Source organism: Hahella sp. NS-SX17 (genome assembly GCF_057367735.1).
In genome coordinates this window covers 4,605,662-4,628,583 of record NZ_CM170632.1, presented here as the reverse complement: position 1 = coordinate 4,628,583, position 22,922 = coordinate 4,605,662, and the positions used below count along the sequence as shown (strand labels likewise).

Annotated in this window: 19 protein-coding genes; 7 read left to right on the top strand and 12 right to left on the bottom strand. The window is 55.5% G+C overall.

Features of this window, described 5'->3' with window-relative positions; genetic code table 11:
- Positions 1-46: 46 nt before the first annotated feature.
- Entirely contained in the window at positions 47-1,693 is a 1,647-nt protein-coding gene (locus AC2IBB_RS20410; RefSeq protein WP_486328599.1) for an autotransporter domain-containing protein, read from the bottom strand.
- 95 nt (positions 1,694-1,788) lie between these two features.
- Between AC2IBB_RS20410 and AC2IBB_RS20405 the strand changes: the two genes are divergently transcribed.
- Positions 1,789-2,988, top strand: a complete 1,200-nt coding sequence (locus tag AC2IBB_RS20405) for a glycosyltransferase (RefSeq protein WP_486328598.1) — start codon at positions 1,789-1,791, stop codon at positions 2,986-2,988.
- On the top strand, positions 2,985-3,734 hold the full coding sequence (locus AC2IBB_RS20400; RefSeq protein WP_486328597.1) for a hypothetical protein: 750 nt from the start codon (positions 2,985-2,987) through the stop codon (positions 3,732-3,734). Before AC2IBB_RS20405 ends, AC2IBB_RS20400 begins: the two co-directional genes overlap by 4 nt.
- Positions 3,735-3,769: 35 nt before the next feature.
- Here the strand turns inward: AC2IBB_RS20400 and AC2IBB_RS20395 are convergent, their stop codons facing one another.
- From AC2IBB_RS20395 to AC2IBB_RS20385, 3 genes are all read right to left on the bottom strand, one after another.
- Positions 3,770-5,260: a YdgA family protein gene (locus AC2IBB_RS20395; protein WP_486328596.1), complete on the bottom strand. Its 1,491-nt coding sequence runs from the start codon at positions 5,258-5,260 to the stop codon at positions 3,770-3,772.
- Between the two features lie 141 nt (positions 5,261-5,401).
- A complete protein-coding gene (locus AC2IBB_RS20390) occupies positions 5,402-6,364 on the bottom strand; it encodes a hypothetical protein (RefSeq protein WP_486328595.1) in 963 nt (320 codons plus the stop codon).
- Positions 6,365-6,404: 40 nt separating this feature from the next.
- Positions 6,405-7,235 carry a M90 family metallopeptidase gene (locus AC2IBB_RS20385; protein WP_486328594.1) on the bottom strand — a complete coding sequence of 277 codons (831 nt, stop codon included), beginning with the start codon at positions 7,233-7,235 and terminating at the stop codon, positions 6,405-6,407.
- A gap of 149 nt (positions 7,236-7,384) precedes the next feature.
- On the opposite strand from AC2IBB_RS20385, the gene AC2IBB_RS20380 reads away from it, so the two are divergent.
- Positions 7,385-8,482, top strand: coding sequence for an ADP-ribosylglycohydrolase family protein (locus AC2IBB_RS20380; RefSeq protein ID WP_486328593.1), 1,098 nt, complete (start codon positions 7,385-7,387; stop codon positions 8,480-8,482).
- Positions 8,483-8,493: 11 nt separating this feature from the next.
- Here the strand turns inward: AC2IBB_RS20380 and AC2IBB_RS20375 are convergent, their stop codons facing one another.
- Complete coding sequence (locus AC2IBB_RS20375) at positions 8,494-9,459, bottom strand: GlxA family transcriptional regulator (protein ID WP_486328592.1); 966 nt, start codon at positions 9,457-9,459, stop codon at positions 8,494-8,496.
- 209 nt (positions 9,460-9,668) lie between these two features.
- Here AC2IBB_RS20375 and AC2IBB_RS20370 point away from each other — a divergent pair, with 209 nt between their 5' ends.
- Together AC2IBB_RS20370 and AC2IBB_RS20365 are read left to right on the top strand one after the other, a co-directional pair.
- A complete protein-coding gene (locus AC2IBB_RS20370) occupies positions 9,669-10,286 on the top strand; it encodes a DJ-1/PfpI family protein (protein WP_486328591.1) in 618 nt (205 codons plus the stop codon).
- A 154-nt stretch (positions 10,287-10,440) separates the two neighbouring features.
- The gene (locus tag AC2IBB_RS20365) at positions 10,441-12,522 is read left to right on the top strand and encodes a PKD domain-containing protein (protein ID WP_486328590.1); all 2,082 of its coding nucleotides are present in this window, start codon (positions 10,441-10,443) and stop codon (positions 12,520-12,522) included.
- Between the two features lie 95 nt (positions 12,523-12,617).
- Here AC2IBB_RS20365 and AC2IBB_RS20360 read toward each other — a convergent pair whose 3' ends face one another.
- Genes AC2IBB_RS20360 through AC2IBB_RS20350 form a run of 3 tightly spaced genes read right to left on the bottom strand, consistent with a single transcriptional unit; the run spans position 12,618 to position 14,276 of the window.
- A complete protein-coding gene (locus AC2IBB_RS20360) occupies positions 12,618-13,448 on the bottom strand; it encodes a sulfite exporter TauE/SafE family protein (RefSeq protein WP_486328589.1) in 831 nt (276 codons plus the stop codon).
- A complete protein-coding gene (locus AC2IBB_RS20355; RefSeq protein ID WP_486328588.1) occupies positions 13,442-13,903 on the bottom strand; it encodes a protein tyrosine phosphatase family protein in 462 nt (153 codons plus the stop codon). Before AC2IBB_RS20355 ends, AC2IBB_RS20360 begins: the two co-directional genes overlap by 7 nt.
- Positions 13,893-14,276, bottom strand: a complete 384-nt coding sequence (locus AC2IBB_RS20350) for an ArsR/SmtB family transcription factor (protein ID WP_486328587.1) — start codon at positions 14,274-14,276, stop codon at positions 13,893-13,895. The genes AC2IBB_RS20355 and AC2IBB_RS20350 overlap by 11 nt, the downstream gene beginning before the upstream one ends.
- Before the next feature lie 141 nt (positions 14,277-14,417).
- Between AC2IBB_RS20350 and AC2IBB_RS20345 the strand changes: the two genes are divergently transcribed.
- The gene (locus AC2IBB_RS20345) at positions 14,418-15,281 is read left to right on the top strand and encodes an MBL fold metallo-hydrolase (RefSeq protein WP_486328586.1); all 864 of its coding nucleotides are present in this window, start codon (positions 14,418-14,420) and stop codon (positions 15,279-15,281) included.
- Positions 15,282-15,444: 163 nt separating this feature from the next.
- Here the strand turns inward: AC2IBB_RS20345 and AC2IBB_RS20340 are convergent, their stop codons facing one another.
- The gene (locus tag AC2IBB_RS20340; RefSeq protein ID WP_486328585.1) at positions 15,445-17,292 is read right to left on the bottom strand and encodes a trypsin-like peptidase domain-containing protein; all 1,848 of its coding nucleotides are present in this window, start codon (positions 17,290-17,292) and stop codon (positions 15,445-15,447) included.
- A gap of 188 nt (positions 17,293-17,480) precedes the next feature.
- Positions 17,481-18,272 (bottom strand): substrate-binding periplasmic protein, encoded by a 792-nt coding sequence (locus AC2IBB_RS20335; RefSeq protein ID WP_486328584.1) that lies wholly within the window; start codon positions 18,270-18,272, stop codon positions 17,481-17,483.
- Between the two features lie 544 nt (positions 18,273-18,816).
- On the opposite strand from AC2IBB_RS20335, the gene AC2IBB_RS20330 reads away from it, so the two are divergent.
- On the top strand, positions 18,817-19,554 hold the full coding sequence (locus tag AC2IBB_RS20330) for a transporter substrate-binding domain-containing protein (RefSeq protein ID WP_486328583.1): 738 nt from the start codon (positions 18,817-18,819) through the stop codon (positions 19,552-19,554).
- Positions 19,555-19,677: 123 nt separating this feature from the next.
- Here the strand turns inward: AC2IBB_RS20330 and hutH are convergent, their stop codons facing one another.
- Positions 19,678-21,231 (bottom strand): histidine ammonia-lyase, encoded by a 1,554-nt coding sequence (gene hutH / locus AC2IBB_RS20325; RefSeq protein ID WP_253938636.1) that lies wholly within the window; start codon positions 21,229-21,231, stop codon positions 19,678-19,680.
- Positions 21,231-22,904: a urocanate hydratase gene (hutU, locus tag AC2IBB_RS20320; RefSeq protein ID WP_486328582.1), complete on the bottom strand. Its 1,674-nt coding sequence runs from the start codon at positions 22,902-22,904 to the stop codon at positions 21,231-21,233. Before hutU ends, hutH begins: the two co-directional genes overlap by 1 nt.
- Positions 22,905-22,922: the final 18 nt, after the last annotated feature.

Here is a 22,922-nt window from a genome sequence, read left to right as displayed (position 1 = left end):
AAAGGCGGCCTGTACAGGCCGCCTTTTGCATTCAGGACGATAAGACTTACAGCTCGTAACGCAGACCTGTGTTGATCTGATAAGCGCTGCTGTTGTCGTAACTGACGTTCTGCTGATAATCGATAAATGCGGAAACGCCATTCTTCATGACGGCGACTGCGCCCAGATTGAAGATGTAGTACAGGCTGTCTTCGCCATCCGGGCTCAACTCAAACTTGGTTGCGTCGGAATCACCGATAAAGTGGAACTTGACAGGCCCGAAGTTAGTGCTGGATTCACTCACCGCGGATGCCTGGAAGCTAGGCTGCAACACACCCCAGTTATAGCTGACGGGATAGGTGGCTTCAAAGCCGGCGCTGGTGGTTATCTGGTCGAGGTTTTGCTCGCCGACGTGTACAGACCAGCCTTCACCGCCAGTTTCATCAAAGCTGTCGATTTCTGTGTTGGAGTAGTTCAAGCGCAGGAAAGGCTGTACGGACAGAGCGCCGCTGTTGAACAACATGCTTGCTTGCAATGCGACGTTCAATTGTTTGCTGTCAGTCTCGCCTTTTGCCGTGGCGGAGAATTCAGTACCGGATTCGGTATAGTTAATGCGACGCTTGGTGTTGTAGTCGCCAGCGCCGTAGCCCACCTGCATATCCAGGCCGAAATTGCCGATGTAGTAAGAGCCATAACCAGTCAGGTTGTAAGCGTCCGCATCCACACCGCCGCCGCTTTCAGAGAACGACAGGTCGTTCTGTCCCCATCCCAGCGCAGCGCCGACCAACAGGTTCTGGCTGACGCGGTAATCGGAACCCAGAGTAAAGCCGTCGTTATCATATTCGTATGCAGATTCACGGTCGGTCCTGTCGTGCTCTACGGATTCGCGATGCAGGCTCAGGAACACGCCGAAAGGAGAGGTCTGTACGTCGCCAGCGGCGCCGCCGGTCATGATCTGCTCACCCCAGGTGCGGCCGTTAACGGAAACTTGAATGTTTTCGTTATCCTGGCGCACAGAAGTCATGCGCTTGAATATACGGTTAGTGTGCGCTTGCGAGGTTTCGGACGCGACGCGCAACAGGGAAAGGGTTTCTTCCGGCGCCAGTTGGTTAATGATGGCGTCTACCTTGCTGGAGTCTTCTTCAGCAAGCGTGTATAGCGCGGAGCAGCGCTGTGCGAGCTTGCCTTCCTCACCTTCCGCTTCAACAGAAGCGCTGCTACAGATTGCATCAAGTACGCTTGAGACGCGGCGGTCATTCTCGCCTTTCGTCAGTGATAAGAGGTCCACTTCACTAGGCCCGGTTACATTAATAGTGAAAATAGCGCTGCTTTCACCGGACGGATCCTCACCATCTCCAGGGGGGAAACATGGGTCTGGACGATGCTCTCCACCGTAATCTCCACCGTAGTCGGTGCAATCATCGACCTCATCTTTTATTGTGTAGCGAAAAGTATCCTGGCCGACGAAATCAGGATCCGGGGTGTACATAAATAGCCCTTCGTAACGTGTAACCGTGCCGTTTGCTGGCTGCTCAAAGTCGGATACATAGATTACGTGCCCTTCTGTATCAGTGTCGTTCCCTAGTGGATTTATCACTAGCGCCTGATTCATTGGCGTGGTTTCAAAATCGTTGTTCGCTACAGGCGTAGCGTTAGCTACGGGCGCCATCGCAGCGCCTGCGAGAAAATACAGTGGCAGTTTGTTCCGTTGCATGTTTAACCTTAGCTGAATAATGTAGTTAGAATTTTGGGCCGCACATTGTACGTAAAATGGGCGGCAAATTAAAACTGGGGGAACTACTATAAAGCATGAGCAAGTTGGTGTTTTGTTGGGAATTAGGGGGCGAACTAGGTCATTTGGCGACACTTTCCGGATTGGCGCGGGAGTTTGTTAAGCATGGCCATGAGGTGACGCTGATACTGAAAGACCTCTCCAGAGTCCCGCACTTTTTTGCCGATATTCCGGTGACAATATTACAAGCTCCCGTCTGGTCGGCAAAGGGAAAAAGCGCGCGGTCAAGTAGCTGCCTCGCTGATATTCTGCTGAAGAAGGGGTATGGGTCTGTGGAGGGGCTAGCCACTTTGGTCAGCGCCTGGCAGACGTTGTTCCGGTTAATACAACCGGATGCGTTATTTTTTGATTTCGCGCCTACCGCCATGCTGGCGGCGCACTCCATGCCCGCGCCCAAGTTCGCCATCGGCGCAGGATTCAGTGAACTTTCTCCCGGCCAGCCCAACCCTAACATCCGGGCTGAGTCAGCAGACTACAGTCAGGTGTATGAGGCTGAAACAAAGGTAGTGGCCAACATGAATCCACTGGTGCAAGCGATGGGACTGGCGCCGTTGTCTTTTTTATCGGATTTGTTTCAGGTTGACGCCGCTTTTATAGTCAGTTACCCAGAGCTTGATTTTCAGGCCGCGCATCGGCAGCACTCGTTGTATTGCGGCCCGGTCGCTGGCGATTTTCCTGGAGAGGTCGCGGTGTGGCCGCAAGAGAAGGGGAAAAAAGTGGTCGCCTATCTAAAACCCTTCTACGAGCATTTGGAGAAAGTATTGGAAGGAATTGCGCGCCTGGATGAAACGGCCTTGATTGTCTGTCCAGGTATCTCCACAGATATCATGGCGCGATATCAAAGTGAGGCGCTGAAAATTTACCCTTATCCTGTCGCGCTGGACCAGGTTATACAAGGCGCTGACTTATCAATATGCCATGGCGGCATGGGCATGCTGGCGAAAAGTGTAAAAGCGGGCGTTCCTGTAGCCTGTCTTCCTACCCAGCAAGAGCAGTTTCTCAATAGCCGGAGCGCCTGCGTAAGCGGTCTGGGTCAGATTCTCGACGCAGGGGACGTGGCGGCTTTTCTCGGCGGGTTGCGGGATCTTCTGGCATCGGATGCGATACAGGCCAGAGTTCGCGAATGCGCGGATAAATATACTGGACTGCCGCGGGGCGCCGAAGCGGTCCGCCAACAGGTGGACTCGATACTGTCAGCCAGGGGGCGAAAGTCTTGAAAACCGTCGTTATTCAGTCATTCCGCACCCATGACGTTCCGCCCTGGGTGGAAAAGTGCCAGCGCAGTGTAATCCAGTGGGCGCAGCTTCAGGGTTATGAATATCTTTTCTACGATGATCGTTTCTTTGACTGTCTGCCTGATTGGTATCGGGCGCGCACGGGCGGGCAGATTCACTTGATGGCGGACCTGGCGCGCCTTGAGCGCGCAGCGGAGTTGCTGGCGGCTGAGTACGAACGTGTGATCTGGGTGGACATCGACGTCTACATTGGCTCACCTGAGCGATTGCAAGTTGCGGAGTCGGATAGCTTCGCATTTTGTCGGGAGGTGTGGATCAGCGAGAGTGATGGCGCGATACATCGATACCATCGCGTTAATAACGCCATCGCCGTCTTTTGTCGCGGCAATCCCTTTCTGGACTTCTATCGGTACTCCTGCAAGCAGATGGTGCGCCACAGCGAAGCGTTGCGTCATGTGACTATCGGCACGTCCTGGTTGACTCATCTGCATGAGCGAGTGCGTTTTCCCTTGATGAACCATGTGGCGCTGTTAAGCCCATGGGTGTTGCAGGATCTGAGTCGGGGAGAGGGGCGATATCTGGACTTGTATCGTCAGGAGTTTGCTGCGCCGGTCTATGCGGCGAATCTATGTCTGACTTTCAGAAACAAGAACTTGACGGGACGAACGGTGACGGATGGGGATTTCGAGCGCGCTATATTACACTTCGCGCGTTTAGGGGAGGAATAGCGCCCTGAGACGCTATTCCTCAATGAGCTGATGGTTTAACCGCCATTCGGGTTGAACGGCTGGCCATTTACGATCAACGCCCCTTTGGCGAAGCCTACTTTGGCGTTGTACTGAGCAGACGCTTCGTCGTAGTTCAGGAACCCCATTTGCACATACATTTGCGCCATGTTGGAAAACTGCATAAGCAGCATCTCTTTCATTTGCGCTTTGTCTTCGTCGGTTAATTCCATTTTGCTGCTTTGCGCAGCAACCATGATGTCCGCGTAGTTGCTGATTAACGCTTCATCCAGTTTCCCTTCTGCGTTTAACAGAACGTTGGCCATCAAAGCTTGTGGTTGCTCCTTCAGGATATCTGCGGATAGCTGGTCAACGCCATCCATACGCAGGTCTGCGTTGGCGTTAAAGCTGTTTTCGCCCAGCTTAAGTTCCCATTTATCAATTTTGATATCCGCCTTTTTCGCCAAGGTGATCAAGTCGCCCACGATAGCGTCTTTCTGGTTTTCCAGTTCGGAGAGAAACTGATCAGGATCCGTAGAGGCGGTAGCTTGGGCGTTAATCTGCTTGATGACGCCGACTAAACGGTTGCTGGCTTCTGTCTCAAAGTTATTGAAGGACATGTCCAGCGTCATGGAGCCTGCATCCATCCCGTTATACAGCATGTTGCTCACATTGACGGATGCGACGCTGCTCAGCATATTTTCTGCGATTGTATCTTTGCCTGTCACCGTGATGGCGCTGATGCTGAAGTTTTGGCCTTCTTCTCCGCCGACTTTAATGTCGCTGATAACTTGCTCTGAGACGCCAGCCCAGAGGTGCTCCAGGACTTGATTCAACTCCATTTTCAAAGTGTAGGAGCCGACCTTGACGTCGCCGACTTCTTCGCCTTTGTGGGCTGTCAAACTGAGGCCTTGCCAATTGATGTCAGCCACAATATGGTCGCGCGCAGCGCTGAGGCCGATAACGCCTTGCATGGGAGAGACGTTAATCTTCAGCGACTTTCCCGCTTCTTCTTTGTCCAGATTGATAGGCTTGGAAGAGAAAGTGATGGTGTTTGATCCATCGACTTTGAAGGCGGATTCAAGGGTAAATGGGCCTTCTTCGCCAAACTGCTGGATATAGAAGTCAGCTAACTCTTTTTCAGAGGCGAAGACTTCCGCCAGACCACAATCCGCTTGGTTTTGAAGCGGCATGACTTTGGTGGTTGCAGTCAACAGGCCGCCTTTCAGCAGGGTCATGTAGTCGTGTTTGATGTCTGTCACCAGGTCCAGGCACAGCGGCTGATCGCTGGCGGAGCCCATCATGGCTTGAAACTCGGGGGAGAGCTGCAGACGATTGATCGCCTGGGAGCTGAGGAAACCTTTTTCGTATTTTTGAACGGTTAGTTCAACAGGCAGGCCGTTGAAAGCCAGATATGAAGAAACGTCCTGTACGCCAGCGTCGAAATTCTGTTCGGCTTTATGTGCTATGACAAAGGGAGCCGCGGCCACTGCAACGGCGATGGGCGCCGCTAACCATATTTTTTTCATATCGAATTACTTATGTGAAGGTGTGTGAATGAGTCATTAGGCATAGACTCAAGCTTACAAAAGGCGGGAATTCTAGCCTTTTTGGCGAGGATGTCTATATGGGGGACTATCTATATCTCCCCTGTGCAGGCTGTTATCAGGTTAGTCGAACCAGTTATGAGAGCCGCCGCCGGAATTATGGTATTTCGGGAAGTCTGAGAAAGAGCTGCGTAGAGTGGTGATGGAATCCACCCGGATAAAATCCTCTTCCTGAAAGAACGATGTTTTGGTCACCGGTTCGTTCACGACTTTGACGACCCGATACGTGAATTCATTGATTTTACTGACCACCTGCGCCGTTTTGGCCAGGGCTTGGCCAGTGAGCTTCAGGGCTTTTTCCAGTCTGGGGTCAAGCCTGCTTTCCTCGTCTTTTTCATTTTCCTTTTTGGACTGGTCGGCGTGTTCAGGGACTTTCTCCTGCATTTGCAACGTCACTTTGAAAGGGAATCCTGTGACTTCATCAGGTATCCTTAACTCCGTATAACGCAGCCAGTCTCTGGGAATGCCCAGGTGATCACAGTGTATCGTCGTGTACAGTTCAGGTGAGATGGAGTTCGGTTGCGTGATATCCAGCTGTTGGCATGTATGTTCGTCATAAGTCGCCGGTTCAGGTTGGGCGACGACGAGGGTGTTTTTGTTTTTTTGCATGCGATTGAAGTAGGTTCCGAACCCGAAGCGATCATAATCCATGATGCTCCAGAGCCCCTGGTTTTCCATGTACTTCAGATATTCCTTGATGGTGACCTGAGTGTAGTATTTCTCCGAACCATTGCGACGAAACATCAGTACGGCATCTTCCAAAGGATAGATAGTGACGCCGGAGTAGTCGTTTTTGGAATGAGCCACCACTCTTTGAATGGCGTCGTGATCGACGGTGTAGACGATATCATCCCTGGTAACGTACTTCAGGAAATTATCTTCTTTGATCGCGTAGATATGTCCCGTGAATGCTGACTTGGCTGCAGACGAGGACTCCTCCGCCTGAATAGTGTGGCTGACTGTGGATAGCGCAGCGCTTAGCAGTGAACCAAGGATAAATGACGAGGAACGGAAGTGTCTGGACATAACGCGGGATCATGGTTGAGTGTGAGAGGAAAAGGCCGAGTTATACCCAATCCCTGGGGTCCACACAATAGTAGTTACGCAGCTCGCGAAACAGCTCAGGATGTTTTTCCGCCATCTCCTTCGGCTTTTCGTAAAAGGTTTCTGTCGCGACGGCGAAAAACTCGGCGGGATTGGTGGCGCCGTAGTGATCCATGACCGACTTTTCACCTTTGAAGGCGCTGTCACGCAGAATATTGAACTCATCTGACAACACCCGGGCCCAACTACGGTAACTGGTGGGTGTCCGTAGCAGAGGTGCGCCGTTGGTGGAGCCTGACTCGCTGTCCAGCTGATGCGCAAACTCATGTAACACGACGTTTTGGCCATCGGTAAAGTCACGGGCGCCGGCGATAACGTCGTCCCAGGATAAGATCACTTTGCCGTTGCTCCAGGATTCGCCTAACAGTCCGTGAGAGGCGACGGAGACGGCGCCATCGTCACTGGGTTCTTCCCGTTCCGCCCTGAAGGCTTCCGGGTACACCAAAATGAAGCGCAGATCGTTATATTCGCTGGTGGCCCTGTTCAACAGCAGCAGGCACGCCTCGCCAGCGATAGTAACCCGCATTTCGTCAGTGATCTCCAGGCCCGCGCAGCCGTAGAAAGTTTTCTGGTGAAGGAAAACGTTGATGCGTCCTTGTAACTGGCGCTTGAGGTTATCAGGCAGACGTTTATACACCGGCAGATTGGCTTCCAGTATCACCTCCCATGTTTCGGGAAATGGAGCGGAGCGAATTTTTCTGAGACGCTGGCTGGGGTACCACATCACCATCACGAAGGCGCTGGCTGCGAGGATAAAAAACACGATAAAAGGCGCCAACTCTTTGAAACTCATACAATCACTGCCTTGCGTTATAAGACCTACGTCATAGTGTAACCTGATCGCGCGCCTGAGCATAAATGTGAGGACTCTGCTAAACAATAGGTTATGGAGTTGTCACGGGCGGCCGCCTATCGAGATGAGAATGAGGGAGCCAAAATTTTATGGGTCAGGACAATACACATCAGATAGAGGCTCTAAAAGGGACCTTGCTGGGACTGATGGTAGGCGACTCAATAGGCCTGCCTTGTGAGGGCATTGGCCCGGCGCGATTGGCGCGCCTGTTTCCGGGACCTTTACGGCAGCGCTTGGTGTTTGGAGGAGGGATGGTGTCAGATGATAGCGAGCATGCGGCCATGACCGCTGCTGCGCTGGCGCGATGGGGTAACCATGCGGATGAGTTCGCTGCCGATCTGGCATGGCGTCTGCGCTGGTGGTTGGCGCGTTTGCCCGCTGGCGTCGGGCTGGCTACCGGACGCGCTCTGATTAAGTTATGGATGGGATTTCCACCAGGACGCAGCGGCGTCTGGTCGGCGGGAAACGGACCCGCCATGCGCGCGCCGGTCCTCGGCGTGGCTCTGGGCGCTGAACCGGAAACTCTGCTTGCCTTTCTGCGCGCCTCCACTCAGCTGACCCACCGTGACCCGAAGGCGCTTGTGGGCGCTATAGCTGCGGCTTGTGCTGCGTACATGGCGTCGCAGGGGCGGGTCGATATAACCGCATACAGATCAGATTTACCGCGTTTTTTCGAACAGATAGAGTCGTCAGAGGCGGCTCGGGAAGCGATCGACGAATTCAACAATCTGCTGGATAAACTGAGTTTGGCGTTAGGGGAACGCCTGACGCCTGCGCAGTTTGCCCGGGAACTTGGATTGGAGCGGGGAGTGACGGGATATATGTATCACACGATACCAGTCGTGTTGTACGTCTGGTTCGTCCACCCCAGAGACTTCGCCGCAGCAATACAGAGCATGGTTGCACTGGGGGGCGATACCGACACGACTGCTGCAATTCTGGGCGGGATTATAGGCGCGGGCGTTGGCGAAAAAGGAATACCCGCATCCTGGCTGCAGGGGATAAGGGATTGGCCTTTCAACCCCAAGTACTTCCGCGCGCTGGCGGAACGTGTGGACCAGGCTGTAAACAGAGGGGAGCCGGCGCGGACGCCACTGTTGCCTGGGCCCCTGCTGTTGGGGCGCAATCTGGCGTTTCTGGTCATCGTTTTGTGGCATGGTTTCAGGCGTCTGGCGCCGCCTTATTGAGCCTGGCTGGTTTATTCTTTTTTGTCGTAGGCGGAGGGAGGCGCGCCAAAGCGGTTTTTCCAGGCTTTGCGAAAAGCGTGCGCGGACTGAAACCCCACTGTTTCAGCCAGGCGTTCGATGTTCATATGCTGGCCATCTCTCAATAATTTTTGGGCGGCTTCAAGTCTCAGAATGAGTTGGTACTGTTTGATACTGACGCCGGTGGCGAGACGGAAACGGCGCGTCAGCTGCCGGTAGCCAAGGTTGATTTCCCGCTCCAACTGTGCGGCGGTCCACGGTTGCTCTGGCGCTGCGGAAATACGATCCTGTAAGCGATGAACTTTATGATCCAGATGATTGCGATAGCGGCGGCGCTCGGAGATTTGCGCCTGCTCGCCGTCTCTGCGCGCGTAAATCACCAGTTCTCGGGCAATCTGCTGCGCCAGATCGTCGTCAAAGTTTTCTGCAATCCAGGAAAGAATCATGTCTGCGCCCGTAGTCACGCCTGCGGACGTAATGATGGGCCCGTCGCGCACATACAGGCGATTCTCCAACACCGTCGCGCTGGGCTCGGCAAGCTTCAAACTGTCCACATGGCCGTAGTGGGTGGTGCAGTGGCGGTTGCGCAACAGTCCGGCGCCGGCCAAGTAGAATGCGCCGGTGCATACGGACGCAATCGTCCCTTGGGGGTGGCGCTGTCCGTAGTTTTGTAGCCAGATCAGGCCTCGCTGACTCTCCTTATCGCTGACCATGTCATCTTTGTACTTGCTGCCGTTAACGATGAGCAAGTCGAAGACGGTGGCGTCTGAAGGCAGTGAGGCCAGTCCGCTCAGCGTGACGCCCTGGTAACTGGAGATAGATGGCGCGGGAGAGAAGAATGACAACTCCACCTGCCCTGGTCGGTGGTCGCTAAGCGCGCGCAGCGCCTGCGCCGGGCCGGATAAGTCGAGTAGGTGAGTGTCGGGGAAGAGTAAAAAACCTATTTTCAGCGGCGGCATAGCGGTGATTACTCGCAGTCAACGGAGGTGGCGATGAATACTTCTGGACTTGGCGTCACCGCCTGTTGCAACAGCTTTCTGTAAGATGGCCGAAAAGTTACCAATGTTGTCCCTGTCGGCGATGTCTTATCGTATTGCGATATCTTAGTCTTAACGACATGGATTGTGAATATTAATAAGCAATGCGTACTAACGGAGAGAGGCGGAATATGAAAGAAAAAATCAACGTCGCAGCAGTTCTATTCGAAGGTTTTGAGCTTCTTGATTTTTACGGGCCACTGGAAATGTTTGGTCTGGCTGATGAATTTTTCGTTGTTTATCAGGTGGCTGAGAAAGTCGGGCCTGTGCGTAGCTCTGCAGGCCTGTGCGGCTATGCGGAATATGATTTGACGGATGAACGAGGCTATGACTTGATTCTTGTTCCCGGTGGGTCGGGGACGCGCCAGCAGGCGGCCAATCCGGTATTGCTTGAGTGGCTGCGGCGACAGGCGCACAGCGCCAGAATACTTGCTTCGGTGTGCACCGGGGCTGGAGTGCTGGCGGCGGCGGGACTGCTGGATGGCTACCGCGCCACCACTAATAAACTGTCTTTCGCATGGCCGATGTCGCAAGGGCCTGAAACGGAGTGGGTGAAACAGGCGCGCTGGGTGGAAGACCGGAACCGGTTCACTTCCGCAGGGATATCAGCGGGGATGGATATGGCGCTGCGATTGATTGAGGTGCTGATTGACGCTGACACTGCGGAGCGGGTGGCGGCTGAAGCGGAGTATGAATGGACTCGGGACCCTTCCCACGACCCATTCGCAAGCCGCTTCGGATTAGTTTAATGATAAATTGTAATGTTTGTTGCTATGATCCAGCGTTCCGTCAGCTAAGTGATTGACGCCGTGGGACTCTCAAGGTCCGCAGGTCGCTTGCCCGTCGCATCGAAGTGAGATGGTCAAGCGCCGTCCGATACATTACACACAGAAGGATGTTGGTTTGAAACCAGTTGTTGGAACTCTGTTGGTAGGAAGCGTTTCTCTAGGGATGATTGGGTGTTCAGGAGGGGGAGGATCGGGTGGCTCGGAGCCCGTTAAAGCTGATCCGCCAGTCAGTAATATCGCCTCAGTCCATTTTCGTGATCAGGATGGCGCTGCCGGCGTCATTGCAGGCGCCGTTGATATCAGGTTGTTGCGGGCGGCTGCGGAAGGGGAAAGCGTACGTCTTTATTGGCTGGACCCCGCCCATGGGACTCGATTGGGCGGCATCGTAGCGGAGTCCGCTGCAGGCGCTCCGACTCATGTCACCGTGCCCGGTGGGAGCGCGACGCCTCAGGAAGGCGCCCAGCTCTTCGCTTATACCGCCACGGCGGCGGGAGTATCTAAAGACGGCGCGCCAGTCAAATTTTTGGATTATCAAAGCAGCGCCGAAGTCCAGGGACCTGGCGGTTCAGCCTTGGCGAGTTGGCGTTATGGCGTTGATCGACCTGCGCTGAAAGTCGCTAAGTCAGAGGACGGCCGCTGTACTTTCGATAATGGGCTGGTGCAAGTGATAGATATGGCGAATGAAGTAGACGCGGTATACGAAGGCGGCTCCGGCGATCAACCGAATACCGTCGATGAGCGAAACTTCCCTCCCTATGACTTCGATTGCAGCGGCTTAATGGAAAACAACTTCCGCACGACATGGGCGGACGACGCAGAAACTGAGGTCTGGACCTATTCCTCTCTGAATGACGCCCTGTTCTACGGGACGCTGACCCATGACATGTTCGCCAAATATCTGGGCGAGCCGCCTTTGGAAGGCAAATTACGCCTGCGTGTTCATTATGGCGACTGGTGGCAAGCCAATGCCTACTGGGATGGCGCTTACGCCAATTTCAGCGACGCCGTGGGAGTGGCCTATGGACTGGCGACCCTGGACATCGTCGCTCATGAAATTGGCCATGGCGTCTTGTCGCGCATCAGCCGCCTCAAGGTGTTTGGCGCAGAGATGAGTAGTGACGCCAGAACCGTGCATGAAGCTTTTGGAGATATATCCGGTGCGATGGCGAAATACGAGCACACTGGCGAACTGGACTGGGTGCACGCTAAAGAGTCGAATTATCGGATGCGTCAGCTTGATCGCATTGTGACCGAGTCCGGGGCGATCACCAGTTACCTGGATTATGACGACGCAGGCAATAATGTTTACCTGCGTATTGGCATGATGACTTACCCCTTCTATCAACTGGCGAATAAGTGGAGTCCAGAGCGGGCGTACCGGCTTTATATCAAGGCCGCCAGGGATTGCTGGGACCCGCAGATGAACTTGCGCGGCGCAGCGCAGTGTCTGCGTACAACGGCGAACGCCATGGGTGAGTCTGAGCAGGACGTGGTGACGGCGTTCAGGGCGGTCAAGATACAGTTGCTGGAGCAGGATACGCTGGCTCACTTCAAGGAGGAGTCCTATAAGTTGCGGGTCGACTTCACAGATGACAGTCGCAGCGATAGCGCCATCGCCTCCTGGCGTTGGGAATTTGGCGACGGCCTGATGTCGACAGAGGCGTCGCCGCAGCATCTGTATGACGATAAAGGGACCTATGAGGTTGCTCTGCAGGTGACGGATGTCGAAGGGCGTACGGACCGCTTCACTAAAGCCGTTACGGTCACGGATGAATACTGCGCTTTTTTTCAGGCCGAGAACGCGTCTCGCCGTATTGATCAAGTGACTGTCGCCGGGACAGTCATCGACACGCCGGACCTTTTGCGTACGGACTACACCGAGAACGCCATCGTCATCACTGACGCGAACGCTGTGGCCATAACAGTTAAAGGCGATAAGTTAGCCGCGTCGCCCTCCAACACCTGGAAGATCTGGCTGGATGCGGATAACGATGGACGCTTTGAAGAGAGTGCGAATGAGATGCTGCGCGAGGTGACGCAATCTGAGGCGGATGCTTATGAGCTGACGACCACGATTCAGTTGCCGGACGGGTTAAGCGGTGGGCCGCTGTATATGCGCATCGCTGGGGATTACGCCATCCACTCTCCCTGCAATTTGAAAAAAGGCTCGGGCGTGGATATTCGCATCGCGCTGTAATTTCAGATCGCGCTCTGACGCAGGGATAAACAAGCCCGCAGTGACAATGATCGCCGCGGGCTTTTTAATGTCTGCATGATCAGGGATGTACTGGTCTACAGCAGAGACTTCAGGACCATCATCACGCCGACTCCCGCCATGATGACGGCGAAGCCCTGTTGCAGGTGCGGCCCTGCAAAGCGCGGCGCTAGACGGCGTCCTCCCAGCATGCCCGCCATGGCTCCGGCGACGAAGGGCAGGGCGATCATCCAGGGAAGTGTTTTGCCGCTGAGCATGAATAAACTGACAGTGCCTGCACTGGTGAGGGCGACCGCCATCAGCGACGTCGCCACTGCAGAATGGAAGGGTAGCGGCGACACCATGCGTAAAGCGGGGACGATAACGAATCCGCCGCCCACGCCTAACAGGCCAGACAGGAAACCGGTGAGCGCGCCGCTGCTGACGATCGCCATGGAGCAAGGGCGGGTCCAGCGCAGACGCCCGGTGTCAGGGTTGAGCTGGCAGATGGGCCCTTTGAGTTCAGAGCCGTCACTTTGCACGGTCGCCCAGCCCATTTTGGCTTCATCTGGGGCGCGTTTCGCCTGTCGCCACATACGCAGCGCCACCGCCAGCAATACGACTGCGAAAATCGTCGCCAGAAGGTGCACCGGCGCCCGGTGGGCGGCCCAAAGTCCGATGGGAGCCATCAGCATACCGGCCAGGGCCATCACCGTTGCGGCGCGATAACGTACGGAGCCCTGCGGCCACGCGTTAACTACGCCCAATGCGGCGGCGGCGCTGACCGCCAGCAAAGCCACCGGCGCGGCTTGCGGCAGTGTCCAGCCGAGACTCCACATCAACAACGGAACGGCGATAATGGAGCCGCCGGCGCCAGTCAGCCCAAGCAGCACTCCTACGGCGATTCCCAGGAGCGCAGCTATCAGCATGTATGCGGCGCGGCGGCGGTCAGCAGACGGCGTACCTCCGGTTCCAGGCCAGCCAGGCCTCCCGCCCAGCCGATGTCCAAAGCTTCTTCCACGGATGCGCCGTCCACGAAGAAGGCCTTCAGCGCCAGCAGCGCGCCAACGCGGTTGCTGCTCATACAATGGACCAACACGGGACAGTTTTCCGGCGCATTCAATATGTCGGCCAGCGCTCTGGCGTTTGCTTCGGTCAGGTCCTGGGGGCCTGCGACTGGAATGCTGACCAGCCGCAACCCCTCGTCGTCCACCGGGAACGCGCTCAGCAATGGGGTTTCGTGGGGCTGACACAAGCTGACGACAGTTTTGACTCCGGCCGCCCGGATACGCGGAAAGTCGTCCGGCGCAGGCAGGCCGCAAGTTATTAGTTCGGGTTGCGGCCGGCGCAAGTTGGGCAGCAGCAGAGAGACGTCATCTGTCATTGGGTTCTCCTTGAGTGGTTGGATTTGTTGCAGCCTGGCTGCAATAGTGGCGGTGCAGGAGTTTGACGATCGCCATGGCCGGCCCTTCCGCCACTGAGTAGTAAACGGTTTGCGCCTGTTTGCGCGTATGCACCAGATGTTGATGGCGCAACACCGCCAAATGTTGAGACAGCGCTGATTGCGATAGATCCACAAATTGATTCAGCTCGCTGACCCGGCGCTCGCCTTCCGATAGCGCACACAGGATCATCAAGCGGTGCGGATTGGAGAGAGCCTGCATCAGCGCCGCCGCGGCTTCCGCATTCAAGGCCGTTCCCAGTAATTCTGGGGGAGAGGCGTTTGCTGAATGTGGCGTGGCGACTTTGCTTTTCATTTAGGTAAATCTAAATAAGTGTTTCCTAAAACAGTCTCAGCTAATATATTTAATATACGCTGGTAGCGCAATGCTCGTACGCGATCCATTCTATGCTGTCGCTGTCGGCGAACTTAAGGTTATAAATCCAAGGGGATGGAAATGAATTTGATCGTGCGGCCCTTTTTTGATCGGGCGACGTACACCCTCAGCTATGTCACGCATGGAGAAGGCGAGGCTGCTTGCGCCATCATCGATCCGGTGCTGGATTACGACGCTGCGGCGGGGCGCGTTAGTACAGAGTCTGCGCAGAAAATCGTTGAATATGTTCGCGATAATGAGCTACAGGTTGAGTGGATTCTTGAAACCCATGCCCATGCGGACCACTTATCCGCGGCGCAATGGCTGAAGCGTGAAGTCGGGGGCAAAGTCGCTATTGGCGAGCACATTCGCGAGGTGCAGAGCGCTTTCGGCCGCGTTTTCGATCTGGGGCGGGACTTTCTGGCGGACGGCTCCCAGTTTGATCACTTGTTTCACGACGGAGAGGTCTTTCATATTGGCGCGACGCCCGCCAGGGTGATGTACACGCCAGGCCATACCCCGGCTTGCATTAGTTATGTGGTCGCGGATGCGGTGTTTATTGGAGACACCCTGTTCATGCCCGATTATGGCGCCGCGCGGGCGGATTTTCCGGGCGGCGACGCAGCGGAGCTATATCGTTCTATTCACCGTATTCTGGCGTTGCCGCCGCAAACCCGTTTGTTTGTCTGTCACGACTATCTTCCCAACGGTCGCGAGTTACGCTTTGAGAGCACGGTTGCGGAGCAACGTAAAGAGAATGTGTTGTGCCATGAGGGCGTCACCGAGCAGGGGTTCGTGCAGGAACGCAGAGCCCGGGACGCCAAGCTGGGGCACCCCGCTCTCATGCTGCCTTCCCTGCAGGTTAACATTCGCGGCGGTCGCCTGCCGGAAGCGGCGGACAATGGCGTCCGCTACATAAAGGTTCCCTTGAATCAGATCGAGTAAGATCTCAATCGTCCCTATTAATCGGGCAGACAAATCGCTTCCTTATAATTGTCTGCAACGACTGAGCCTGCGCAGGTCAGGTCCTGTCTCCCGCGGCTGGCCGCTGCGCAGGCGCATTCATGCCCCTGACTATTAACATGCCAGTATCATTGCCATATTAATATTATCTGGTCGCCTTGGCGGCCAGTGAGATTTCCGTGGCGACATTGCTGTACCGTTTGACGTAATCATTGGATATGGCGGTCGCCTTGGCGATTTGTTGGTTGTTCATAATGCCTTTGAGAAACTGCTTCATTTCAGAGGCGCGCTTAGGGTCCCAATCGGTAACTTCTTTTCCTTTTTTATTCAGCTCTGCGGCGGTCAACCATGCATAGGCTTCTACATAATCCTTGTTGACTCCCAGCTTTTTGTAATAGCAGTAAGCGACGCTCAATTGTGAAACCGGATTCCCGTTTTGAGCGGCTTTGAGGAAGTGTTCAAAGCCTTTGCTTTCATTTTTAGAGAGGCCTTGTCCATTGAGATACATAATGCCCAGATTGTGCAAAGCATTGGTGCTACCGGCGGCGATGGCTTTCTCAAAATAGTCGGCGGCTTTGTCATAGGAGCGATAGACAATTTGTCCTTCTTTATAGATCAGCCCTAGAGAGTTCAATGCTTCTTTGCTGTTCTGGTCGCCGGCTTCCGTCAGCCATTTTAACGCCGACGCGCTATTGGGGCTGATTCCCACGCCATACTGATACATTTGGCCCAGCAGCATTTGCGCTTCCGCAATGCCGGCTGCCGCTGCTTTCTTCATGTAATCCGCCGACAAGTAATAGTCCTGCTGTCCGGCCATTCCTTCCAGCAGCATCTTGCCCATGTAAAAGTGGCCTTTTGGGTGTCCATGGGAAGAGGAGGTCTTGCAGGAGCTCATGGCCTCTGCGTACTTTGCGGTGGTGAAGTCCTGTTCACAGGTTTTGCTTAACTTGTCGACATCCACGGCGACCGGTTGCGCATTACGTAATGCCGTTTCGCGATAGCTGTCATAATCAAAAGCAGCGCTGGATTGAGTAGCGGCAGGTTGTGATGAAGCATTGCCCGTCAGCAGCAGATGGTGATTAATCTGCTCTTTGACGGTGGCGATGGGAATCGCCATGCCGATACCCTCCATACCGTTCAGACGCAAGGTATTCACGCCGATGACCTTGGCGTTGGCGTCCAGTAGAGGGCCGCCGCTGTTGCCTGGGTTGATGGCGGCGTCTGTTTGCAACAGAGCCACGCCTTCAAAGTCTCTGATCCCGGAGAGAATGCCGGAGGTGACGGTGAATTCGAGTCCGGCGGGAGAGCCGACGGTGTAAGTAGGTTGTCCGACGGCTGGATCGGCTTTCACCGCAGAGTCAAAGTAACGGCAATCGCTGACTGCTCCGACCAGAAAGGCCAGGTCGGTGTTTTCGCTTTTAACTATGGTATGCGCGGAGAAAGTGCGTCCATCCAGGGTCTTAACCTGGACGCTGGCGTTTCTCTGTTCGGAAGACATTTTATCGTAAGCTTGCTGCAGTTCCTGACGGTATTGTTCCATTCTGCGCAGTTTATCCTGATCCACACTATGCTGATCCGAGCCTTTATATTTGGGATAGCGCTTCTCCCAAGCAGCGATGCGTTCACGCATCACCTGCGTTTCTCTGTCCGCTTTATCCATCGCGGCGGAAACATTGAGCAGTGCGGGGCTATCAAATTCCACCACATGTTTGTTGGTGACGATCAGGCAGTCTTTGTTGATGAAGAAACCGGAACCTACGCTGGCGCCCACGCTGATGGAGACGGCGGCTTCCCGGGCTTCCTGAATAGTGCGGATGATGCGTGTGTCGACGTTCCGGCCGACTTGGTCTTTCTGCTCTACGATGGCGATGTGCGTCCCTTTCTGGGATGGCGCCGGCGCGTTGTCATTCGAGCAGGCGGTGAGCAGCGTCGATGTGATGAAGCTGGCTGCAAGCAAGCAGAAAGTCGTGGCGGAGACTCGGATATAGGACATGGATCACCTTATAGGGGGATGAGTATCGGCATGCGCCATTGCATGCGCCATTATAGGTCGCGTGGAGCGGTGTCTTGGGTTGCGCGCGCATGGATTTGACGTTGTTTTGCAACTGTAAAACTGAAGGAGTTGGGATTTGGCGAGGCGTTGTGTATTCATGGCGACGTCCATGTCTGGCAGATCCTGGATTATTGAAATTCAGTGGGGCCGGGAGCGAGTTCTTCCATGCCGAAGCGTTTTTTCAGCTCCTCGTAAGCATTGTCCATGCGATATAAGCGATAGGCTTCGGCGAACTCTTCCGCCATGCCGTCCGGCGCTTTGCGGGAAAACGCGGCATACATGCGTTTACCGGGAAACAGCGCGCCATCCAGGCGTTGTACTTGTTCGTCCAGACCGGATATCTCCGCACGGGCTCTTTCTATGGCGCTGGTGGAGCCGAAGATGGCGTCGAAGCGACTGCTGATCAGCATGATGAAAAGCTGCGACTGGTTAACGGTAGGCTGCTCTATGGGGGCCTCTCTGCGGATCAGATCAATAACTTGGTCGCTCATGTAATAGCCGCTGGCCGCCGCTGTGCGCCAGCGCCAGATAAACTGCTCCAATGGCGGCTCATAACGAATTTCGTCTTTCCGGTCGCGGCGGATATAGAGGGTGGTGCGCGAGACATGGAGCAGGTTGTCCGGCAAAAAGGCGGCGAACTTTTGTCTTTCAGGAGAAATGGCGACGAAGGTCACCGCATGCACGCCGCCTTCCTCCAGTTCTTTCATGGCCCTTTTCCAGGGATGTCGACGGAACTCGATATCCCAACTAAGCCGCCCCGCCACCGCACGCATAATCTCAATGTGAAAACCGGTGAGATGCGCCGTTTCGTCGATATACTCAAAGGGCGAATTATTGGCTTCCTCCATGCCCACCAACAACGTCCTGGCCTGACACCATGGCGCAAGCCAGCAGCAAAAAGCGACCAGAAACCATTTCATGGAAACGGACCTCCCGATGTGTACGCTTGTGTGGGTTGAATAGACGCCGCAAGTAGCTGTATTAAGTATAGGCGTTAGATTTCGGAGCGCGCCTAAATTAACCTCCGCTATTCACTTGAGAAATCGAAAGGAGCATAGAGCGCGGTACAGTTTTGCATTACGAATAGCTGCTATCTTGATCGCAAGCTCTACTGTGTTTGTAGGCGCCTGTTCACTGTGGCGAAGCGCTGCGAGTGACGAATCACTTTTATCAATCCCTGTACTTAGCTCAGAAAATTTAGATATATCGGGCCTTCTTCCACGGATAACAGTGAGGAAAAGCGGATAACGATAAATTGTCGTATGTTGGAGCCGAAATGGATTGCGAACACGCCAATCAAAAAGTTTGACGGCGCGGATACATGGGAATTTATTGAGGAATGACAAAATTTTACTGACGTAGAGACCTGAAGCCCCCCGATTGTCTGGCAAATCCGGCGCCTTCAACCATAATTTGATTGAACGGACGCATAGATTTTCCGTTAATCAATTGAGGGTTTCTTCGATGAAGTTTAAATCCGCCATTTTGACCTTCCTTGCGTTATTCCTTGCGGTTTCCGTCCGAGCGGAAACCGTCACCGCCGCCGGCGACCCCTGGCCTCCTTTTATTGATCCTAACGACCCGGATGGCGGCGTCGCCGTGTCTCTGGCTCGAGAGGCTTTTTCCCGTTCCGGGTTCACTCTGGAAATGAATATCATGCCCTGGGCTCGCGCCATTGACGGCGTCAAAAACGCCAAATACGACGTGCTGATCGGCACCTGGTGGACGAAAGAGCGAACGGAGTTCCTCCACTACAGCGAGCCCTATCTGACCAATGAGATTAAATTCATCAAACGCAAAGGCGATCCATTCGAATACAACGGAATGGACAGCCTGACCGGCAAGTCCGTGGGAATCGTCAGAGGCTACGGATACGGAGATGAGTTCCTCAACGCCACTAACTTTAAGCGCCCGGAAACCGCGGACTTTTTACCGAACGTGAAGAAGGTGGTGTCCGGCAGGGTGGATCTTACCTTGGAAGATGAACTGGTGGCGCGCTCGCATATCGCCAAAGAAGAGCCAGGGCTGCTTGATCAAATCGACTTCACCCAGAACGCGCTGAGCGCCAATGCCTTGCACGTCACCTGCGGCCTCGCCAACGCCAAGCATGAAGAAATCATTAACGCATTGAATAAGGGCATGGCGGCGATGAAAGCGGATGGAACTTTTGATCAGATTTTGAAGAAATATGGCATGAAGTAGCGCTCGCGGACCCTGTCTAGTCCTGAAACAGGCGCCAACCTATTTCAGGACGGGGCGCCCTAAAGTAAAAAGCCGGACGTTTAACAGCGTCCGGCTTTTTCTTGGAGTCGTTCTAACGGCAGGTTAGAAACTGACCATCATGCCTTGCGGCAGCCACTCGTTGAAGACAGCGGAGGCCAGCAGTTGCTTGGCTTGCTCGATGTCCGGGCCGAAATAGCGGTCGTGATCGTAGAACGGCACCACCTGACGCACTGACTTGCGCGCTTTCTCCACCAATGCGGAGGACTTCAGCGGGCTGCGGAAATCCATGCCCTGAGTGGCGGCCAGAATTTCGATGGCGAGAATGCCGCGGGTGTTGTCCGCCATGTCGGTCAGACGACGGCCGGCGTAAGTCGCCATGGACACGTGATCTTCCTGGTTGGCGGATGTCGGCAGGCTGTCCACGCTGGAAGGGTGAGACAGACACTTGTTCTCGCTGGCCAGCGCGGCGCTGGTCACCTGGGCGATCATGAAACCGGAGTTCACGCCGCCATTGTCCACCAGGAAAGGAGGCAGCTTGGACATGTTCGGATCGATCAACAGCGCCATACGACGTTCGGACAGAGAGCCGATTTCCGCCAGCGCCAGCGCCAGATTGTCCGCCGCCATGGCGACCGGCTCCGCGTGGAAGTTGCCGCCGGACAGAATATCGTCTTCGTCGGCGAACACCAGCGGGTTATCGGATACCGCATTGGCTTCCGCCTGCAACACTTCCGCCGCGTTGCGGATCTGGGTCAAACAGGCGCCCATGACCTGAGGCTGGCAGCGCAGAGAGTAGGGGTCCTGCACCTTGCCGCAGTTGCTGTGGCTCTGCGCGATCTCACTGGTGTCAGCCAGCAGGTGGCGATACATGACCGCCGCGTCGATCTGGCCTTTCTGGCCGCGTGCGTCATGAATACGAGGGTCGAAAGGCGTGCGGCTGCCCAGGGCGGCCTCTACGCTCATGGCGCCGGTCACAGTGGCCGCCGCGAACAGATCTTCAGCGAAGAACAAGCCTTCCAGGGTGAACGCCGTGGAGGCCTGTGTGCCGTTTAGCAGCGCCAAGCCTTCTTTCGGCGCCAGAGTGACAGGTTGCAGGCCAGCGATGTCGAGAGCGGTCATAGCGTCGACGATTTTGCCATCGTGTCTGGCCTGACCTTCGCCCAGCAGGACGCAGCTCATATGCGCCAGAGGGGCCAGGTCACCGGAAGCGCCTACGGAGCCTTTCTTGGGCACGATCGGGTAAACTTCAGCGTTAACCAGTTTGATCAGCGCGTCCACTACCAGGCTGCGAATACCGGAGTAGCCCCGCGCCAGCGCATTGATTTTCAGCGTCATCATCAGACGCACGGTGGCGTCGTCCATGAAGTCGCCGGTGCCTGCTGCGTGAGACAGCACGATGGAGCGCTGCAGCACTTCCAGTTGGTCTTCGGCGATACGGGTGTTGGCCAGCAGGCCAAACCCGGTGTTGACGCCATAGACCACGCGACCTTCGCGCATGACGCGGGCGACGGCTTCGTGGGATTTATCCATGACGCGGTAGGCGTCTTCGCTCAGTGACAGTTTCACCGGGCCGCGGCTGACTTTGCGCAGATCCGCCAGGGTAAGTTGACCGGGATTAATTAACAGCTCGTTCACGTTATGTACTCCGCTACGCATTAGTCTTTCAACATCGGCAAGTCGAGGCCGTTCTCTTTGGCGCAATTACGAGCGATGTCGTAACCTGCGTCGGCATGGCGCATTACGCCAGTGCCGGGATCGTTGCGCAGCACGCGGGCGATACGCTGATCCGCCGCTTCGGTGCCGTCACAGACAATCACCACGCCGGAATGCTGGCTGAAGCCCATTCCTACGCCGCCGCCGTGGTGCAGAGACACCCAGGTGGCGCCGCCGGCGACATTCAGCATGGCGTTCAGCAACGGCCAGTCGGAAACTGCGTCGGAACCATCCATCATACTCTCGGTTTCCCGGTTGGGACTGGCGACGGAGCCGGAATCCAGGTGGTCGCGGCCGATAACCACAGGGGCTTTCAGTTCGCCGTTACGCACCATTTCATTGAAGGCCAGACCCAGACGGGCGCGGTCTTTCAGTCCCACCCAGCAGATACGCGCCGGCAAACCCTGGAAGCTGATGCGTTCGCGCGCCATATCCAGCCAGTTGTGCAGGTGCGGGTTGTCGGGAATCAGTTCTTTGACCTTGGCGTCCGTTTTGTAAATGTCCTCCGGGTCGCCGGACAACGCCGCCCAGCGGAAGGGGCCTACGCCTTCGCAGAACAGGGGACGAATGTAGGCGGGCACGAAACCGGGGAAATCAAATGCATTCTTCACGCCTTCTTCCAGCGCCATCTGACGGATGTTGTTGCCGTAGTCCAGGGTCGCTGCGCCAGCTTCCTGTAACGCCAGCATGGCTTGCACCTGCACCGCCATCGATTGCTTGGCCGCTTTGACCACGGCAGCGGGGTCTTTCAGACGCATTTCCGCTGCGTGCTCCATGCTCCAGCCTTGCGGGAGGTAGCCGTTCAGCGGGTCGTGAGCGGAAGTCTGGTCGGTGACCACGTCAGGAGTAACGCCGCGCTTGACCAGCTCCGCGTATACGTCCGCTGCGTTGCCCAATAGACCGATAGAGATGGCTTCGCCGGTCTTCTTGGCGTCTTCGATCATCGCCAGAGCGTCGTCCAGATTTTTCGCCTGCTTATCCAGGTAGCGCGTGCGCAGACGGAACTCGATGCGGCTGAGATCGCAATCCACCGCCAGCATGCAGAAGCCGGCCATGGTCGCCGCCAGAGGCTGCGCGCCGCCCATGCCGCCCAGACCGCCGGTCAGAATCCATCTGCCGTGGGCCTCACCGTTGAAGTGTTGCTTGGCCACGGAAACGAAAGTCTCGTAAGTGCCTTGCACAATGCCCTGAGAACCGATGTAGATCCAGGAGCCGGCGGTCATCTGGCCGTACATCATCAGGCCTTTCTTATCCAGCTCGTTGAAGTGTTCCCAGTTGGCCCAGTGGGGCACCAAGTTGGAGTTGGCGATCAGAACGCGGGGCGCGTCGGCGTGAGTCTTGAATACGCCTACCGGTTTGCCGGATTGCACCAACAGCGTCTCGTCATCTTCCAGGCGCTTCAGCACTTCCACGATTTTGTCGAAGCATTCCCAATCGCGGGCGGCGCGACCGATGCCGCCATACACTACCAGGGATTTAGGGTGCTCGGCGACTTCCGGGTCCAGATTGTTCATCAGCATGCGCAGCGGCGCTTCGGTCAACCAGGACTTGGCGTTCAGCTCAGAGCCGCGTGGGGCGCGGATCTCTCTCTGGTCGTCATGGCGAGGATCTTTCATCGGTTTCTCCTGTGAGTT

Coding starts and splice junctions, on each gene's coding strand:
- AC2IBB_RS20410 (WP_486328599.1), bottom strand. CDS start 1,693: ATGCAACGGAACAAACTGCCACTGTATTTTCTCGCAGGCGCTGCGATG.
- AC2IBB_RS20405 (WP_486328598.1), top strand. CDS start 1,789: ATGAGCAAGTTGGTGTTTTGTTGGGAATTAGGGGGCGAACTAGGTCAT.
- AC2IBB_RS20395 (WP_486328596.1), bottom strand. CDS start 5,260: ATGAAAAAAATATGGTTAGCGGCGCCCATCGCCGTTGCAGTGGCCGCG.
- AC2IBB_RS20390 (WP_486328595.1), bottom strand. CDS start 6,364: ATGTCCAGACACTTCCGTTCCTCGTCATTTATCCTTGGTTCACTGCTA.
- AC2IBB_RS20385 (WP_486328594.1), bottom strand. CDS start 7,235: ATGAGTTTCAAAGAGTTGGCGCCTTTTATCGTGTTTTTTATCCTCGCA.
- AC2IBB_RS20380 (WP_486328593.1), top strand. CDS start 7,385: ATGGGTCAGGACAATACACATCAGATAGAGGCTCTAAAAGGGACCTTG.
- AC2IBB_RS20375 (WP_486328592.1), bottom strand. CDS start 9,459: ATGCCGCCGCTGAAAATAGGTTTTTTACTCTTCCCCGACACTCACCTA.
- AC2IBB_RS20370 (WP_486328591.1), top strand. CDS start 9,669: ATGAAAGAAAAAATCAACGTCGCAGCAGTTCTATTCGAAGGTTTTGAG.
- AC2IBB_RS20360 (WP_486328589.1), bottom strand. CDS start 13,448: ATGCTGATAGCTGCGCTCCTGGGAATCGCCGTAGGAGTGCTGCTTGGG.
- AC2IBB_RS20355 (WP_486328588.1), bottom strand. CDS start 13,903: ATGACAGATGACGTCTCTCTGCTGCTGCCCAACTTGCGCCGGCCGCAA.
- AC2IBB_RS20350 (WP_486328587.1), bottom strand. CDS start 14,276: ATGAAAAGCAAAGTCGCCACGCCACATTCAGCAAACGCCTCTCCCCCA.
- AC2IBB_RS20345 (WP_486328586.1), top strand. CDS start 14,418: ATGAATTTGATCGTGCGGCCCTTTTTTGATCGGGCGACGTACACCCTC.
- AC2IBB_RS20340 (WP_486328585.1), bottom strand. CDS start 17,292: ATGTCCTATATCCGAGTCTCCGCCACGACTTTCTGCTTGCTTGCAGCC.
- AC2IBB_RS20335 (WP_486328584.1), bottom strand. CDS start 18,272: ATGAAATGGTTTCTGGTCGCTTTTTGCTGCTGGCTTGCGCCATGGTGT.
- AC2IBB_RS20330 (WP_486328583.1), top strand. CDS start 18,817: ATGAAGTTTAAATCCGCCATTTTGACCTTCCTTGCGTTATTCCTTGCG.
- hutH (WP_253938636.1), bottom strand. CDS start 21,231: ATGCGTAGCGGAGTACATAACGTGAACGAGCTGTTAATTAATCCCGGT.
- hutU (WP_486328582.1), bottom strand. CDS start 22,904: ATGAAAGATCCTCGCCATGACGACCAGAGAGAGATCCGCGCCCCACGC.